The organism is Xanthomarina sp. F1114 (assembly GCF_026410255.1).
Classification (GTDB): Bacteria; Bacteroidota; Bacteroidia; order Flavobacteriales; family Flavobacteriaceae; genus Xanthomarina.
This window is the reverse complement of sequence record NZ_JAPMLL010000011.1, coordinates 1-18,425: the sequence shown is the minus strand read 5'-3', so window position 1 is coordinate 18,425 and position 18,425 is coordinate 1. Positions and strand designations below refer to the sequence as shown.

General features: G+C 36.0%; 9 protein-coding genes and 1 tRNA gene. 7 read left to right on the top strand and 3 right to left on the bottom strand.

Translation table 11 applies throughout. From position 1 onward, the window contains the following. Positions 1-22: 22 nt before the first annotated feature. The 6 genes from OS188_RS10095 to OS188_RS10070 all read left to right on the top strand — a co-directional run bounded on the left by OS188_RS10095 (position 23) and on the right by OS188_RS10070 (position 5,962). Positions 23-415 carry a DoxX family protein gene (locus tag OS188_RS10095; RefSeq protein ID WP_267148717.1) on the top strand — a complete coding sequence of 131 codons (393 nt, stop codon included), beginning with the start codon at positions 23-25 and terminating at the stop codon, positions 413-415. 112 nt (positions 416-527) lie between these two features. Beyond that, complete coding sequence (locus OS188_RS10090) at positions 528-941, top strand: sulfur reduction protein DsrE (RefSeq protein WP_267148716.1); 414 nt, start codon at positions 528-530, stop codon at positions 939-941. A 4-nt stretch (positions 942-945) separates the two neighbouring features. Continuing rightward, positions 946-2,598, top strand: a complete 1,653-nt coding sequence (locus OS188_RS10085) for a bifunctional metallophosphatase/5'-nucleotidase (protein ID WP_267148715.1) — start codon at positions 946-948, stop codon at positions 2,596-2,598. Between the two features lie 10 nt (positions 2,599-2,608). Then, positions 2,609-3,196 carry a TlpA family protein disulfide reductase gene (locus OS188_RS10080; RefSeq protein ID WP_267148714.1) on the top strand — a complete coding sequence of 196 codons (588 nt, stop codon included), beginning with the start codon at positions 2,609-2,611 and terminating at the stop codon, positions 3,194-3,196. A gap of 273 nt (positions 3,197-3,469) precedes the next feature. Beyond that, complete coding sequence (locus OS188_RS10075; RefSeq protein WP_267148713.1) at positions 3,470-5,455, top strand: monovalent cation:proton antiporter family protein; 1,986 nt, start codon at positions 3,470-3,472, stop codon at positions 5,453-5,455. A gap of 72 nt (positions 5,456-5,527) precedes the next feature. Further along, positions 5,528-5,962 (top strand): TlpA family protein disulfide reductase, encoded by a 435-nt coding sequence (locus OS188_RS10070; protein WP_267148712.1) that lies wholly within the window; start codon positions 5,528-5,530, stop codon positions 5,960-5,962. A gap of 106 nt (positions 5,963-6,068) precedes the next feature. On the opposite strand, the gene OS188_RS10065 is transcribed toward OS188_RS10070, so the two are convergent. From OS188_RS10065 to OS188_RS10055, 3 genes are all read right to left on the bottom strand, one after another. Next, positions 6,069-6,144: transfer RNA gene (locus tag OS188_RS10065), tRNA-His, on the bottom strand. Between the two features lie 76 nt (positions 6,145-6,220). Further along, positions 6,221-6,946, bottom strand: a complete 726-nt coding sequence (gene bshB1, locus OS188_RS10060) for a bacillithiol biosynthesis deacetylase BshB1 (protein ID WP_267148711.1) — start codon at positions 6,944-6,946, stop codon at positions 6,221-6,223. A 92-nt stretch (positions 6,947-7,038) separates the two neighbouring features. Continuing rightward, complete coding sequence (locus tag OS188_RS10055; RefSeq protein WP_267148710.1) at positions 7,039-8,190, bottom strand: trans-sulfuration enzyme family protein; 1,152 nt, start codon at positions 8,188-8,190, stop codon at positions 7,039-7,041. Between the two features lie 628 nt (positions 8,191-8,818). Here OS188_RS10055 and OS188_RS10050 point away from each other — a divergent pair. Then, entirely contained in the window at positions 8,819-17,860 is a 9,042-nt protein-coding gene (locus OS188_RS10050; protein ID WP_267148709.1) for a DUF8693 domain-containing protein, read from the top strand. The last annotated feature ends 565 nt before the right edge of the window (positions 17,861-18,425 follow it).

The following is an 18,425-nucleotide window of genomic DNA, read 5'->3' as shown; positions in this document are numbered from 1 at the left end:
AACTATTTTTAAATTAAACGTCATGAACACACATATCCCTGTGAGTTTAAACTCTATTAAACTCCTTAGAATTATGCTTAGCGGTATTTTTATTATCGCTGGAGCCAGTCATTTATTAAAACCAGATAAAACTGCGCAACGTATAGAAATGGCTAGTTTTAGTCAGTTTGCTCACTTCTTTGGCAATCCCACAACCTTGGTTATCCTTTCTGGAATAGTCATGCTTATTGCCGGTATTAGCTTTGCCATCGGGTTTAAAACCAAATGGAGTGCTCTAATCTTACTATTAGTACTTATTCCAATAACAATTACTGTGCAAATAGGACAACTAACCACTATGGGACCTTTATTTAAAAACATTGCCATTTTTGGTGGTCTCTCATTTTTCATTTTAAACCAAACTCAAAAAAAATAACTAACTAAAACCGGCTCTAAATCGAGCTTGTTTTATACATATTAACTCAAGATGACTTTTATAGACAAATCACTTTTTTCTATATCTGGTTGTCCTAATAAAAACTAAATACATGAAATCATATCTCATTAAAACCTTAATAATTGCCTTATCTATCTTCGGATTGACAAATATGCAAGCTCAAAACAAAACTCGTAGCTATGTAGTTATGACCACAAAAGTGCAGCAGATTAAACCCATTTTAATAGCTGCTGAAGCGTTGAAACTAGAAGACGGAAAGCACTTTGGCGATTTTCAAATTATTATTTGTGGAAAAAATGTAGCTGATGTTACAGATGCATCAAAAATGAATGAATTTATAGCAACAGCCAAAACTATGGGAGTTACCATAAACGCCTGTGGCTTCTCGTTAAACAAATTTAAGGTAGAGCGTTCTAGCTTACCGGAAAGCATTCCAATAGTGGAAAACGGCATTTTACATTTTTTACAACTTCAGAAAAAAGGATATTTAAACTTAAGCTTATAAACAGATGAAAAAAATAAATAATATTATAAAATTAACATTGGTCTTGGCTGTTTTCAGTTTATTCAATTGCGAAAACAAATCGGATAAAAAAATAGCTCAAAACATTCAAGCCAAAGACACATTGTCCATTACCATTTTACAAACAGCAGACATCCACGGACAATTAGATAGTCATCCAGAATTATTCTGGGAAAACAATCAAATAGCATTTAAAGAACGAGGTGGAATGGCACATATTAAAACCATTTTCGACCAGGAACGCAAAAATAACCCAGGAAGAGTTCTTGTGGTAGATGGAGGCGATTTAATTCAAGGCAGTGGCTATGCACAACTCTCTGAAGGTGCTGTAATGACAGACATTATTAAAGCTATGGATTACGATCTTTTAATTCCTGGAAACTGGGAAGTGGTCTACGGAAAAGACATTATGCTCGAGGTAATGAAAGGCTATGACACCCAAATTATTGTTCAAAATATGTTTGACGAAGTATCGAAAGATCCTATTTTTCCAACGCATTGGATTAAGGAAATAGATGGTATTAAAATGGGCTTTATTGGAATTAACGATCCAGATGTTCCCGTGAGACAAAATCCAATTTTTAGCGAAGGATTGACTTTTAGCGATATTGACGACAATTTAGAACTACTTATAAATAATCTAAAAACCGACGAAGAGTTAGATTTGCTTTTCTTAGTAACTCATTTAGGCATTTTTAAACAAGTGGATTTAGCTAGTAACGACATTGCTAAAAATGTAGATTATATTCTTGGAAATGATACCCACGAACGCGTGAGAGAACTTATTCAGGGAAAATATGCAAAAGTTACAGAACCTGGTGCTTTTGGGTCTTTTGTTGGTAAATTAACCTTACATTTTGTGGATAATAAATTAGTTAAAGACGATTATGAACTAATAGATGTTGACCCTGAAATATATCCTGCAGATCCATACATTCAATCTTTGGTAGACAAAGCAAAAGAACCATATCAAAAAAACTTGGAAACCATTATTGGTTATACAACCACGCCTTTATATCGTTATTTAACGGTAGAAAACCCTATGGATAATATGATTACAGATGCTGCAAGATGGAAAACTGGAGTAGATATTGCAATTTCTAACGGGTTTAGATTTGGAAACCCTATTGTACCTGAAAATGGAGAACCTGCAGCTATTACACGAGCTAATTTATGGAATCTTATCCCAATTAACGAGAAAGTGAAAACTGGAAAAGTTACCGGTTTACAAATTAAAAATTGGCTTGAAAAGGAAATGCATAATGCCTTTGCCCAAAATCCAACTGAACGTTTTGGAGGTTGGCTTGTTCGATTTAGTGGAATGACGGTCGATTTTAATAGCCAGAACCCGAAAGGGGAACGTATTAAATCTATTGAAGTTAATGGAGAACCTATTAACGACCAACAGTATTATACCATTTCAGCTTGTGTAAGACCAGGAGATCCAATCGATAATTTATGCAGAATTGCCAATGTAAACGATGTGGAAGTAAAAGATTATACCATTCATGAAGCGGTAGAAGAATATCTTAAAGTTCATTCGCCAGTATCTCCTACTTTGGATAAAAGAGCTTACTGCGATTTCTTAGGTGAAAATTCCTTTTCTACTGTTCCTGGAACCAATTATGAATTCAACTAATAATAAACATATGAAAACTGAAACTAAAAAAAGCCTGATTCAATATGCCATTTTTGCTGCTATAGCACTCACTTTATACCTTACTGGCCTGCACACAGAGGTTATTGGGTTTGCACAACGTGGCATGCTGGCTACAGGAATAATGAAACCAGATTTATCGGAAAACACCTTAGCCTTGAATTCAAATACTAAAGCCGATTTAAACTTTAAGTTAGTAAACTCTAAAGGCGAAACCATCCATATGCAAGACTTAAAAGGAAAAGTTATTTTTATGAATGTTTGGGCTACCTGGTGTCCTCCTTGCGTTGCAGAAATGCCTGGAATTAACAACTTGTCCAAATCTATGGAAAATGAAAACGTAGCCTTTATTATGCTTTCTTATGATAAAAAATTTGAAACAGCTAAAAAGTATAAGGAAAACAAAGGTTTTAATTTCGATGTCCACAGTTTACAAAGTCCTTTACCCGATATGTTTACTTCTAGAGGAATTCCTGCCACCTATGTTATTGATGCACGTGGCGAATTAGCCCTAACTCATATTGGAATTGGCGACTATGACACGGATGAATTTCGAGAATTCCTGAAATCTTTAATGTAAAACATGTTTATAATAATTCCCCGGTTTTTCAAAGATTGGGGAATTCTTTTTTTAATACGCTTATTTAATTAGACCCGTATTGGTTATAAAAACTTCTTTTTTTAGATAAGCAATTTCAATGTTTGTATCAAATAACAGCTCAAATACTTACAGAAATAAGGTCTTTCTAACCTCAATCTTCAATTTTTACAAATAACCTTCAAAAAAAATATCTCTTAAAAATTAAATGACTTATTTTTATCCCTCATTTAAGCTTTTAATTTAAATTACAGAATGCATATACCTTTATTACAAGACATTTTAATTCTACTAGGGTTTTCGGTTATCATTGTTTTTTTACTACAACGTGCCAAAATTCCTTCTATTCTTGGTTTTCTAATTACAGGTGTTATTATTGGTCCTTATGGTTTAAGTTTAGTAAAAGCCGTAGAACAAGTAGAAGTTATTTCAGAAATTGGTGTCATTCTCTTGCTTTTTGTAATTGGAATGGAACTTTCTCTAAAAAAACTGGCAGCTATCAAGAAAACCGTTTTTATTGGAGGCTCCATTCAAGTAGGTCTTACAGTTCTAATTGCGGCTGGCTGCTATTATTTAATGGGAAATAGTTGGAACGAATCTATTTTTATAGGTTTCTTATTCTCTTTATCAAGTACAGCTATTGTTTTAAAAGTGTTTCAAGATAGAAACGAAATGAACACATTACATGGAAAAAATGCCTTAGGAATTCTTATTTTTCAAGATATTATTGTTGTTCCAATGATGCTGTTTACACCCATTATGGCCGGCGAAAGTACGAATGTAACAGCTAGCATTTTAACCTTATTGATTAAATCTGCTGTGGTAATAATTATTACTATTATTAGTGCCAGATATGTGGTTCCAAAACTAATGTATGCCATTGCAAAAACTAATAATAAAGAGCTGTTTCTATTAACTACTATTACCATTTGTTTTGCCGTTGCTTTTTTAACTTCTCAGGCAGGATTATCTCTGGCTTTAGGTGCTTTTATGGCTGGCCTAATTATTTCGGAATCTGAATACAGTCACCAAGCAACAAGCATTATTTTACCGTTTAGAGAGCTGTTTATTAGCTTTTTCTTTATCTCGGTAGGCATGTTATTAGATTTAAGCTTTTTCTTCAATCATGTAGGTGTTATTATGTTATTGGTTTTAGCTGTTTTAGTTGTTAAATCTTCTGTTACGGCTTTAGCTATCGCCGTGTTAAAATATCCGTCGAAAACAGTTTTAATTACCGGATTATCCTTATTCCAAATTGGGGAATTTGCTTTTATACTCTCTAAAGTAGGAATTGAATATAATTTACTGTCGGCCGAAACAAACCAGTACTTTTTAGCTGTGTCTATTGTTTCCATGCTATTAACTCCTTTTGTTATTATTTTTTCTGAAAACTTTGCGGAAAAGTTCTTAAATACCCGAATTGTAAAAGCTATGTCTTCTACTCCAAAAGATCCGTTTAGTGCGTTGAACGACGATTTTGAATCAGAATTAAGTAACCATCTTATTATTATTGGATATGGTATTAATGGAACTAATTTAGCCAAAGCTTCCATGCATAGTAATATTCCTTTCGTGGTAATAGAGTTAAATGCCAAGACTGTAAAACGTGAAAAAGAAAATGGAATTCCCATACTTTTTGGCGATGCTTCCGAACCTCATATTCTAGATACTGTTAATCTGTCTAAAGCACGTTCTGTTGTAATTGCTATTTCCGATGCTGAAGCTACCAGAAATATTATTAGAAGTGTACGAGAAATTAGTCAATCTGTGTATTTAGTAGTAAGAACACGGTATGTAAAAGAAATTCCAGAACTTATTGCTTTGGGTGCCGACGATGTAATTCCGGAGGAATTTGAAACGTCCATAGAGATATTTTCAAGAGTACTTCACGATTTCCTAATCCCGGAAAATGATATTTCTGAGTATATTGATTTAATTAGAGCCGATAATTATGAAATCTTTAATTCGAAGAAAAAGCTGCCTAAAACCTTTAAATCCACTAAAATACCTAATGTAAATATTACCTGTTTACGTGTGAATGTGGATAGCGGAAAAATTATTGGAAGAACTCTTAAAGAAATGAATATTCGCAAAAACTACGGCATCAATATCTTGGCTATAGAACGTAAAGATGATGTTATAGATCATATTCAGCCTAACGAAAAACTCTATCAAAACGACAAATTATATGTTAGTGGTAGACAAGAAGCTATTGAAGAATTTCATCGGGCCTTAAATTAAAAAATTAATGACAGATTGCGGGTATGGACCGATCAAAGGTACGGACAGGTCGCGACCTGTCCCTTCAAAAACATGACACAAATAGAAAATATCGACCTAATCACTTTAGACGAAGAACCTATTAATTTAATAGACACTTACGCCAAGAAACCGTTATTAATTCTCTTTTACAATAACCAGTGTTTAGGTTGTACCGGGCGCGCTATTCCATTGGCATACGAATTATTACAAGCCTATCCAGATCTTTCCGTTGTGGGAATTCACAGTTCCTTCGGAAATCAAAAATTTACAAAGGAAGATGTGTTAGACATCTTTACTTCCAAAACACTTCCTTTTCCTATTTATTTTGATAAACATCACAAATGGTTCGACTTTTTTAAATGCGAAGGCACACCTCATTGGATCTTATTAAATAATAAAGCTGAAGTTTTTCGCTCTTTTTATGGCTCTCAAGAAAACTCACAAAACAGATTGTATTATGCTATTGAAGAGCTTTTAAATAAATAAACATTCTGTACGGACAGGTCCTGACCTGTCCGTAAACGCGACCTGTTCCAATAAGAATATATAGAAACAAAAAAAGCTTCACATTTCTGCGAAGCTTTTATTTTTTGGGTGGAAGACGGGATTCGAACCCGCGACCCTTGGTACCACAAACCAATGCTCTAACCAACTGAGCTACAACCACCATTTTAATTGGTCTGCAAATGTAATAGATTTCCCCTTTTTAACAAAGCCTTTTTGCAATATTATTTTTAATATTTTTTATTTTAAATCAAACAAGCTGTTAATCACCGGATAACGTTCTACTGTAAAGCCTTCGGCAAAATCAACTCCTACTAATCTTCCAAGGTCTTGAGCTCTATAAGTAACACTGTCTGTAAAATTCTTGTTCGAAATAGGCGTTTCTGGTCCTTTGTTTTCCGGATTATAAAATTGTGTTTTATAAGCCATAACAGATTCTAGCTTTTTAGGCATAACTTCAGAAATGTCTACCACAAAATCTGGTTCTATAGGTTGCCATTGAATATAATGATATACTTGTTTTGGTCGCCATGGTTTTTGCCAAGTTTCATCATCTTCATCAAACTTGGTATCTATTTTTAATAAACCACTTAAAAAACAGGCCTGACTTACTAATGTACTCCCCTTTCCATGATCTATATGTCTATCTTTAATAGCATTACACAAAACGATATCTGGCTGATATTTTCTCAGAATTTTAATAATTTCTAGTTGGTGACTCCTATCATTAATAAAAAACCCATCGGCAAATTCTAAATTCACTCGAATACTAGCTCCTAAAATTTTTGAAGCAGCAGTAGCTTCAGAATCTCTGGTTTCTGCTGTTCCACGAGTTCCTAATTCTCCTCGTGTTAAGTCGATAATCCCAACTTTTTTACCAGCTGCTATTTCTTTGGCTAATGTACCTCCACAACCCAATTCTACATCATCTGGATGTGCTCCAAACGCCAATATATCTAATTTCATTTATCTAATTTTTCTTTTATAATTTTCTTTTCAACGTTCACAACCAGAATCGGTCTAATAATAGTGCTTATTCTAAATACAGTAAAAAAGATTTATTTAATTTGTTTTATAGCTTGTTCAATATCGTGTATCAAATCCTTTTTCGATTCTATTCCTACAGAAAAACGTATCAAACCATCTCCAATTCCTAATGTATTTCGCTCTTCCGGACTTAATAAACCATGCGAAGTTACAGCAGGTAAAAGCATAGTACTCTCTACCCCTGCCAAACTCATAGAAGGTTTAATTAATGTTAGTGCTTTTAAGAATTTAGAAGCGTTTAAGCTATCGGCTAACTCAAAGGAAATCATGGCTCCATAACCTGTCATTTGCGCTTTAGCTAATTGGTGTTCTGGATGAGATTTTAAACCAGGATAATACACACGTTTTATATCTGTATTTTTATCCAGAAACTTCGCTAATTTCTTAGCATTTTTATTTTGAGCTTTTACGCGTAAGGCTAGAGTTTTCATGCTTCTTTCTAACATCCAAACCATAAAATCGCTCAAACTGCCACCTAGATTTTTTGCTACATTCCATATCCTATCTATATGCTCTTGATTGGCTGCCACTGCTCCTGCTAAAATATCGCTGTGTCCTCCCATATATTTGGTGGCCGAATGGATTACAATATCAATTCCAAAATCAATGGGATTCTGAATAATAGGACTCGCAAAGGTATTATCTATACTAGTAACAATTTGCTTCGATTTTGCCAATTTGGCAACCGCTCCAATATCGGTAATAGTTAACAACGGGTTAGAAGGGGTTTCAATATGAATCAATTTTGTATTAGGCTGAATGGCTTTTTCAATATCTGCAAGCTGATAACCTTCTGTAAAAGTGAATTCTATACCATATTTAGGAAGTTCTTCTCTAATAAAATTACTGGTTCCTCCATAAAGCGGATTCTGTACCACAAGATGATCTCCAGCCTTTAAAAACGCAAGAAAAGTGGTACTTACAGCCGCCATTCCTGAACCAAAAATCAGGGCAGCTTCTGCATGTTCTAAAGCTGCTATTTTCTTAGATAAATATTCTTGATTTGGCGTGTTAAAATAACGCGGATATCTTTTAACATCCACATCTTCAAATTGGTAAGAAGTGGACATAAATATTGGCGAAACAGCACCTTTAAACTGCGTATCGATAATTTCGCCAGTATGTGTACAAATAGTATTTATTCCTAAAGATTTAGAAGCCATAACATGATTGTTTAAGCTTATAAAATTAAGGAAATATGTGTTGTAAATAAAATAATAACAACAAAAAAGGAACTTGAGTTTTACTAAGTGAAAACAGAGATATAAAAAGAAACTAATTCTAAGGAAAGGAGTTTTTGTTTCTACATAAGACTAAAACTGAGCCTTTCTTTTGTTCAACATGTATTGTCTATACACCATACTTAGCTTTCTACGAGAACTCTGAGTATTACCATCTAATTGCAGAAACACAAGCAAATCAGGATTATTTATCTTAGTTCATATTATTTCTATCAAAAAGAGCCTGATTCAACAAAAAAACCAAGTGTTTTAGATATCGTCTAGCAATCAGACTGTTAGTAAAACCTGGCTATACAAGCATTCTTCTACATAAGCATAGAATATTTAACTCTAAAATACTAACATCTTTTTCAAGGCATTCACTTTATATGATATTCAAAGTTTAATTAAGTGTTTCACCGATTTTATTCTTTTTAATTTGCTACTTAAATTATTTTCGTATTTTTGTTATTCCCTCCTATAGTTAATAGCAAAAATCATTTAATAGAATTATTAGTATCAGGCCTATCTTATGTTTAAAAAATATGAGATACACTTTAAACCAACCCTTATGATGAAAAGACTAGCTATTTATTCGCTTATTTTAACTGTTTTTATTAGTGGTTTTAATAGTCACTCACGAGAAATTAATAGTCCCAATCCCTTATTTAATCAGACTTCCACATTTTTTAACGACTATCAGTCCTTAAGTAAGTATGTCTCTTTGAGACCGGATTACAGGGATTCATATCGTGCGGCAGATGCTAACTGTCAACCCATTACAGTATATTTAGATGCCACTGGAAATATCAGTATTAGCGAAGATGCTGTCAATAATGGTAGTACGGGTATTGGACCATTAGATTTCGATACAGATATTACAAATTTCGACTGCTCTAATGTTGGATCTCCAGTTACTGTTACTCTAACCGTTACTGATAATGGAGATGGTGGTGATACAGATACATGTACTGCAATCGTTACTGTTTTAGATAATTTACCTCCTATTACACCAACCCTGAACCCAGTTACTGTAGATTGTACCGGAACACTAATTACTCCAACAACTACCGATAACTGTGCTGGAACCATTACAGGTGCTACTACAGATTCATTGGCTTTTGTGGAAGGTGGAAGTACAATTATAAACTGGACTTTCGATGATGGGAACGGAAACTCAATCTCTGTGCCTCAAACTTATAATTATGACGATACAACCCCTCCAATGCCTGCATTATTAGGGGTGATTAGAGGCGAATGTTCTGCTACAGCAACGGCACCAACCACAAGAGATGCTTGTGCTGGATTCATTACTGGAACAACTTTGGATCCTCTTACATACAACACTCAAGGACCACATACCATTACCTGGACTTTTGATGATGGCAATGGAAATGTATCCACGCAAACGCAAACAGTGATTGTAGATGATATTACGGCTCCTACTCCGGATGTAGCAAATTTACCAGATGTTACTGGGGAATGTTCTGCTACAGCAACGGCTCCAACGGCTACAGACAATTGCTCTGGTTCTATTACTGGAACAACTTCTGATCCTCTTACATACAACACTCAAGGAACTTATACTATTACTTGGACCTATGATGATGGTAACGTAAATACATCTACGCAAACGCAAACAGTGATTGTAGATGATATTACGGCTCCTACTCCTGACGTGGCTACTTTACCTGATGTTCCTGCTCAATGTGAAGTTACTGCGCTTACTCCTCCAACTGCTACCGATAATTGTGGTGGAACGGTAACAGTTACTAACGATGCTATGCTTCCTATTACTACCCAAGGTACAACAGTAGTAACTTGGACTTACGAAGATGCTGCTGGAAATACATCCACACAAACGCAAAACGTAATCATAGAAGATGTCACGGCTCCTACTCCTGACGTGGCTACTTTACCTGATGTTCCTGCTCAATGTGAAGTAATTGCCTTAATACCTCCAACTGCTACTGATAATTGTGGTGGAACGGTGACTGTTACTAACGATGCTACCCTTCCTATAACTACCCAAGGTACAACTGTCGTGACTTGGACTTACGAAGATGCTGCTGGAAATACATCTACGCAAACGCAAAATCTGGTTATTACAGATACAACAGCTCCTGTAGCTGATCTTGCTACTTTACCTGATGTTCCTGCCCAATGTGAAGTTACTGCGCTTATACCTCCTACTGCTACCGATAATTGTGGTGGAACGGTGACTGTTACAAATAATGCAACTCTGCCTATAACAACTCAAGGAACAACAGTAGTAACTTGGACTTACGAAGATGCTGCTGGAAATACATCTACGCAAACACAAGACGTAATCATAGAAGATGTCACGGCTCCTACTCCTGACGTGGCTACTTTACCTGATGTTCCTGCTCAATGCGAAGTTACTGCCTTAACAGCACCAACTGCTACTGATAATTGTGGTGGAACGGTGACTGTTACTAACGATGCTACTCTTCCTATTACTACCCAAGGTACAACAGTAGTAACTTGGACTTACGAAGATGCTGCTGGAAACACATCCACACAAACGCAAAATGTGGTTATTACAGATATAACAGCTCCTATAGCTGATCTTGCTACTTTGGCTGATGTAACTGATCAATGTGCAGTTACTGCGCTTACACCTCCTACTGCTACCGATAATTGTGGTGGAACGGTAACAGTTACTAACAATGCTACGCTTCCTATAACTACCCAAGGTACAACCGTAGTAACCTGGACTTACGAGGATGTAAACGGAAATACATCTACGCAAACACAAAATGTTGTAATTATCGATAGTACAGCTCCAACCTTTAACTCCTGCCCTTCAAGCGTTTCAAGAAACAACGACTCTGGAGCCTGTGGAGCTATAGTAAATTTCACCATCCCTACAGCAACAGATAACTGTGGAACAGCTGCTGTAACACAAACAGATACAACAGGATTAACTACTGGAGACGAATTCCCAATTGGAACAACTATTTTAGAATATACCGCTACTGATACTGAAGGAAACAGTACTGTTTGTACATTTTCCATAACAGTTACAGATTCAGAAGTTCCAACCATTGTTTGTCCTGCTCCTGTAACCGTAAACGCAGATGCTGATTGTGAAGCTACCGCTGTAACTTTAGGAACGCCAACGACTAATGATAATTGTGGTGTATCAACCGTAACGAACAACTTGGCGAGCCAATTACCTTTACCTGTTGGAACACATACCATCACTTGGACAGTGACAGATACAGCTGGATTAACAGCAACTTGTACCCAACAAGTAACGGTTGTTGATAATACACCTCCTGTAATTACTTGTCCAACACCTAATGCCTTTTATAATACAGATGCTGGACAATGTGAAGCTACTTTAACTTTTAATGCAACGGCAACAGATAACTGTAATGGATCTCCACTTATTTCCTATGAAATTACAGGAACTCCAATAACTTTCCCTTACAATTTCCCTGTAGGAACAACAACAGTAGATGTGATTGCTGATGATGGTAACGGACTTACTTCTAACTGCGATTTTGACGTTGTTGTTCAAGATAATGAAGCACCAACAGTTGTTTGTCAACCAATAACAATTACTTTGGATGCAACTGGAAATGCAACTATAGTAGAAGATGCCGTCAATAATGGCTCAACCGATGCTTGTGGTGGTTTATTATTTGATACAAATATCACAGATTTTGATTGTTCTAATATAGGCGTTAATAACGTGATACTTACAGTTACAGATATTAATGGGAATTCAGCTACCTGTAATACCACAGTAACTGTTTTAGATAATGTTCAAGGGGCAACGGCAACAATTACATCATCTCCAACTTCACCAATATGTAGTGGGACTCCGGTAACATTTACGGCTACTGGTGCTAATTTAGGTGCTAATCTTTCTTACCAATGGTACCAAGGTGGTACAGCAGTTGGTACAAATAGCGCAACTTATACAACAACAAGTTTAACAAATGGTGAAAATGTTTATGTGGAAATCACCTCGGGTCCTTGTAATACAGTTACTACAAGTAATACCATTGTAATGACAGTGAACCCGTTATTACCTGTCGCATTCACATTAAATAGCTCATCAAATCCAGCTTGTACTGGTGAAAATGTTACTTTCTTTGTAACAGGTTTAACAAATGGAGGTGCCACACCAAGCTACCAGTGGTATGTAAATGGAACGCCTGTTGGAGGAAATACAAACTCCTATAATTCTACAGCTATTAATAATAATGATGTTGTTTCTGTAGATGTAAGCTCAAGCCTAACTTGCGCAAATCCAGTTCCAGCTTCGCAAAGTATTACAATGACTGTGAATCCCGACGTAACTACTAATTTGACATCAGCTAATGATGTACAAACAGTATGTAATGGAACTGCAATGACAGATATTGTTTATAACATAACAAATGCTACCAACGCAACCATTACTGGAATCCCTACTGGAGTAACTGGAACTTATAATGCGGGAACGTTTACCATAAGTGGTACACCAACTCAAGTAGGTGTTTTTAATTATACCATTAATGCAGTAGGTTGTGGAAATGTAACTGCAACAGGTACGATTTCAGTAGGACCTGATGCTACTATTGACTTGATTTCACCTGATGCTTATGAAGGTTTATGTAATGGAACCCCCCATTCAAACCCCATGACCCCTATAGAATTCCAGTTAGGTCCTGGTGCAACAGGATACACTTTAACAAGCACACCTCCATTACCTGCAGGAATAACAGACACTTATAATGCAGGAACAGGTGTCATTACTATAAATGGTTCAACTACACAAGTTGGTACATATAACTATACAATAACAACAACCGGTTGTGGCCCAGAGGATACTATAGATGGAGTTATTAGAGTTTTTGATGGACCACCAGTAATTAATGGAAGTATAAATAATACAGGATGGTTACCAACAAATATATGTGGCACACCCCAAACGGTAACATTTTCATTACCTTTTAACTCTAATATTGAATATTATGATTGGAGTTTTTCAAGTGCTAATTTTCAAATTGTCTCAACGGATTCAAACTCAAACAGTATAGATGTATATATTACAGAAACAAACTGGACTATTGATCACTCTGTCACTGTAACGGCTCATAATCCATGTGGTACAGATACTGCTTCAGAATGGATTGTTTTACTTGAATTAAATTCAGGAGAAATTGATGCTTATGCTCCAGACGATACTCATGTTATTTATGTTTGTGAAGATACAGAATCTATTACCATGTCTGGAGATTCTGGAGGCTTAAATTACAGTGAATGGACTTGGGATGATAACGGTGCTGGTGGAGAATTTTCATTAGAAGATGTGGGTGAAATATGTGAAGATGTGTGCACTGGTGTAGAAATGTTTGGAGGCTGTTGGTTTGGAAGCTGGGAAACAGTATGTGAAGATATTACAGATTATACTGTTAATAGTGAATATACACTTCCCGATGATGCCCATGGAGGTCAAATAATAACCATTTCCATGATTGGAGATTTAGATTTATGTGCTCCCATAATTAGCAACCTTGAAATCCACATATTAGAAACACCTGAAGCTATTATATCAAGTCCAAGTGTTGTTTGCCAAGGTGATGATGTAGTTGTTACAGGGACACCAAATACTACCGTTTCCTATACAGACGGAACAAATTCAGCAACCTTTCCTTTGGACGCAAGTGGTACTGCTACTTTTTCTGGTTTACCAGCAGGAACTTATACTCTAACCTCCGTTGAATATACAGGTATTACTTTACATCCAGATAGTGTTGGTTGTACAACTACGATAACTGGAGAATCGGTGACCATTAATGAACCTCCTACAGTAGATGCTGGTTTAGATGCTACAATTTGTGAAGGAGATGACTTAAACTTAACTACAGTTGGAGCTGTACTTGGTGGTACTAATCCTTCTGGCTCATGGTCTTCATCTGGAAGTTCTGGAACAATTTCTGGCGGCATTTATACGCCAAGTTCAGTAGATATTTTTAATGGTTCGGTAACTTTGACATACACAAACACACCTAGTGATGGAATATGTCCAGCGGTAAGCGATACCATGGTTGTGACAATCAATCAGGCTCCAACTGTTGACGCTGGAGTCGATCAAACAATTTGTAGTAGCGATACGGTTACCATGACAGCTAGTTTTGGTGGTTCTGCAACTTCTGGAACTTGGTCTGGTGGTACTGGAACATTTAGCGGCAATGCGCCAAATGCTACCTATACCCCAGGTGTTGGAGAAACAGGAACAGTTATTTTAACTTATACCAGTAACGATCCTGCTGGCCCTTGTAATTTAGCTATAGATACTGTAGAAATTACAATCGATCAAGGAGCAACAGTTGATGCTGGAACAGATCAAACAATCTGCGAAGGAGATACTGTCAATTTAGCATTGGCAACTTTTGGTGGTTCTGCCACATCTGCTTCATGGAATACAAGTGGTACTGGTACTTTTGCAGGAAACATCTATACACCTAGTGTTGCTGATATAAATAATGGTTCAGTATTACTAACTTATACAACTAACAATCCTACAGGCATATGTAATGCTGCATCAGATTCTATGTTAGTAACAATTAATCCTGCACCAACGGTATCAGTTGGTACCAATCAATCTGTTTGTTCTACTAGTAACACTATTAATATGAACGCCACTTTAGGAGGTGGAGCAAGTTCAGGTACTTGGTCAACATCTGGCGATGGTAGTTTTAACAACGATAATCCAAATGCTGTATATACATTTGGAGCTAATGATATAACGAATGGTTCAGTAACCTTAACTTATACTACTAACAATCCTACAGGACCATGTATTGCAGCTAATGATAGTTTTGTAGTTAGCATCATTCCTTATATTACTGCAAATCCAACCTATACGTTTGCTACAAATAATGGAGATTGTTCAGATACTGTTATCAACTTGAATGCAGATGGTACAGGAACTTGGACTGCTGTGTCCGTACCTGCCGGAAGCCCTTTTACTTTCTCAAGTACAACAGATCCCAATGCAACTTTCACTGGAGAAAGTGGTACGGAATATAATATTACTTGGGAAGTAGATAATTTGGCTCCTTGTGGCGATAATTCTGCGACTACAAATGTGGTATTCACTGATTGTGGCAATCAAATAGATTTTGACGGTGCAGACGATAGCGTTAATTTTGCTAACAACTATAATCTTCCTACTAATTTTAGTATTGAAGCATGGATTAAACCAAATGCTATTAATGGTAGTATTCAAACGATTTTATCTAAGCGAAATGCCACTAATTTTGCAACCGGTTACGATTTGAGATTGGTTAATAATACCATCTCCTTCCGTGCAAATGGTTCAGCAATTTCTGCCAATGGGATAACTTCTAATAGATGGTATCATATTGCGGTAACTTATAATGGAACAAACTACACCTTATATGTTGATGGTGTTCAAAGAAATAATACTACAGGACCAAGACCAACATCCAATACCTTTAATATGTTGCTTGGAGCCATGTCTCGTACAAATAATACACCCACAAATTATTTTAATGGATGGATAGACGAAGTTCGAATTTGGAATACCAATTTAACTACAACTCAAGTTCGTCAAATGATGAATCAAGAAATAGAAAACAATGGTGGTCTAGTTCGTGGTTCAGAAGTTCCGCTAGATATTTCAGGTTTAACATGGGGTAATTTAATTGCATATTACCAAATGAACCAGGGTACAGATATTGCTGGAGGTAATTTAAACTCGAGTGTAGGTGTACCAGGAGTTCTAAGAAATATGACTTCAGATCAAGGAGAATCTGCACCTTTACCTTATGTAAGTGCGCAAAATGGACTTTGGGAGACTTCTACAACATGGGAAAATGGGGCTGTACAAATGTTACCAAATACCAATGGTGTTGATTGGAATATTGTAAGAACCCAACACAACGTAACTTCTGGCAACAGAGCTACAACCCTACTTGGTTTAATAGTGGATAATAACAGATACACCATTAACAACAATCAAGAATTACACGTAAATAACTATTTAAGAATTGATGCGGGTGGTGTTTTAGATCTAGATGGCGAGTCACAATTATTGCAACCTACAGGAAGTATTGTAGATTATGCTGGAAATGGAGCTTTACATCGGGACCAACAAGGAACCTCAAACTTATATAACTATAATTATTGGAGTCCTCCAGTAAGTTCAAATGGAGTAGAATACCAAGTTGGTTCTGTATTATATGACGGTCCCGATCCTGTTAATTGGACTCCAGATCACAACGCTACTGGAAGTAACAACCCTGTTACTCTAAGTAGTAGATGGTTATATTTATATAGAAATAACCCGGCAAATACTTATAACGATTGGTACAGAATTAGCCCAGCAGACAACGTTCCTGTAGGACTTGGATATACTATGAAAGGTAGTGGTGTTGGACACTATATAAACGATGACCAAAACTATACTTTTGTAGGCAAGCCAAATAACGGACCTGTATCGGTTCCTATTACCGCTAATTATGAAGCTCTTGTAGGAAACCCATATCCTTCTGCCATTGATGTTGATCAATTTATAGATGATAATGTTGGAAATATTACAGGCTCTCTATATTTCTGGGAACACTCAATAACAAATCAAACACATATTCTAGTGGATTACCAAGGTGGTTATGCTGTAAGAAATAGAACAACGGGGATAGCTGCTACTAGTCCTCCAGGAATTAATGGTATAGGTGCAGCTGGTGTAAAAATTCCACAACCTTATATCGCCGTAGCCCAAGGATTTTATGTTCATGCAGAATCAAGTAACGCTAATGTTTTATTTAATAATAATCAACGTGCGTTTAGAACTGAATCTGGAGGTTCATCAATATTTTTCAGAACTGGTTCTGAAGAAGATGCAAACAGAGATGAGCAAACAGAAGATTTGATTAAACTTATCCGTTTAGATTTTACTTCACCAGAAGGTGCAATTAGACATTTAGCTTTAGGTTTTACACCTAATAATGAAGCAACAGAAGATGTTGACTATGGCTACGATGCTAAAAATCTAGATTATTACCCTAGCGACATGTCCTTCATCATTGAAAATGAAAAATATGTCATCCAGGGAGTCGGCCAATTCGATGTAGATAATATGTATCCAGTAACCCTAGATTTAGGAATTGAAGGAAACATCCAAATCGAATTAGATGAATTGGAAAACTTCGATGAGGAAATTGATGTGTATGTATACGATGCCTTATTAGGGACTTATTCTCGTATCAATACGGTGCCATATCAAATTACATTAGACGCTGGAAGTCATGCCAACAGATATTTTATAGCCTTTAAGGAAGATGCCACCTTAGATGTTGTAGATGAGCAATTCTCTGATGTCTTGGTTAATTATTTAAGCGCAAGCAATGAAATTTATATCCAGATACCAACATATATGGACATCAAACAAGTGTATTTGGTAAATATGTTAGGACAAACCGTAAGATCTTGGAATGAAACCAATGCGCCTCTATCTCATGAAAGTAGGCTTCCAGTTAAAAACATTTCGGAAGGAACTTATGTTGTTAAGGTAAGGACTTCAGATAATGCACTTATTAATAAGAAAATTGTTGTGAAACAAGATTAAAAACTCTTAAATATATTTTAGAAAAAAGCGATCCTTAGAGGTCGCTTTTTTTTTGGGCATTTGGCTTCGTTTATTCCCTAACCAAAATTAAATTGATCCATATCAATTGGAACCTTAAACGTTAATGGCACCCATAGGTTGCCTTTAATGAGGCAATGAAATCATGAATATGTACATACCTGCCAAAATCTTATCCCTAAACGGACAGAAAAACAAATAACCATAATTTAATTACCTATATATTATGCCGAATCGAACAATAAAAACATCTATGTCTGCCTGCCTGCCCCTTACTAGATTTCAACATTCCCATGCTAATACCTAAAAATAATACAATAATAAAAATCTATTCGGTATCTTTAGGCTAGCCTTACCGTGCCGTTAGGTACGATATATCGGTAACAATAAAGCATAGTATACAAACTGTGCCGTCAGGTACAACATATCGGTAACAATAAAACATAGCATACAAACCGTGCCGTTAGGTACAACATAACGGTAACAATAAAACATAGAGCACACATATTGTGCCTTTAGGCACGACATATTGGTAGATAACAACGTA

Excerpts from the sequence above, each read along its gene's own strand:
- OS188_RS10095 (WP_267148717.1), top strand. The coding sequence starts at position 23 with ATGAACACACATATCCCTGTGAGTTTAAACTCTATTAAACTCCTTAGA.
- OS188_RS10090 (WP_267148716.1), top strand. The coding sequence starts at position 528 with ATGAAATCATATCTCATTAAAACCTTAATAATTGCCTTATCTATCTTC.
- OS188_RS10085 (WP_267148715.1), top strand. The coding sequence starts at position 946 with ATGAAAAAAATAAATAATATTATAAAATTAACATTGGTCTTGGCTGTT.
- OS188_RS10080 (WP_267148714.1), top strand. The coding sequence starts at position 2,609 with ATGAAAACTGAAACTAAAAAAAGCCTGATTCAATATGCCATTTTTGCT.
- OS188_RS10075 (WP_267148713.1), top strand. The coding sequence starts at position 3,470 with ATGCATATACCTTTATTACAAGACATTTTAATTCTACTAGGGTTTTCG.
- OS188_RS10070 (WP_267148712.1), top strand. The coding sequence starts at position 5,528 with ATGACACAAATAGAAAATATCGACCTAATCACTTTAGACGAAGAACCT.
- bshB1 (WP_267148711.1), bottom strand. The coding sequence starts at position 6,946 with ATGAAATTAGATATATTGGCGTTTGGAGCACATCCAGATGATGTAGAA.
- OS188_RS10055 (WP_267148710.1), bottom strand. The coding sequence starts at position 8,190 with ATGGCTTCTAAATCTTTAGGAATAAATACTATTTGTACACATACTGGC.
- OS188_RS10050 (WP_267148709.1), top strand. The coding sequence starts at position 8,819 with ATGATGAAAAGACTAGCTATTTATTCGCTTATTTTAACTGTTTTTATT.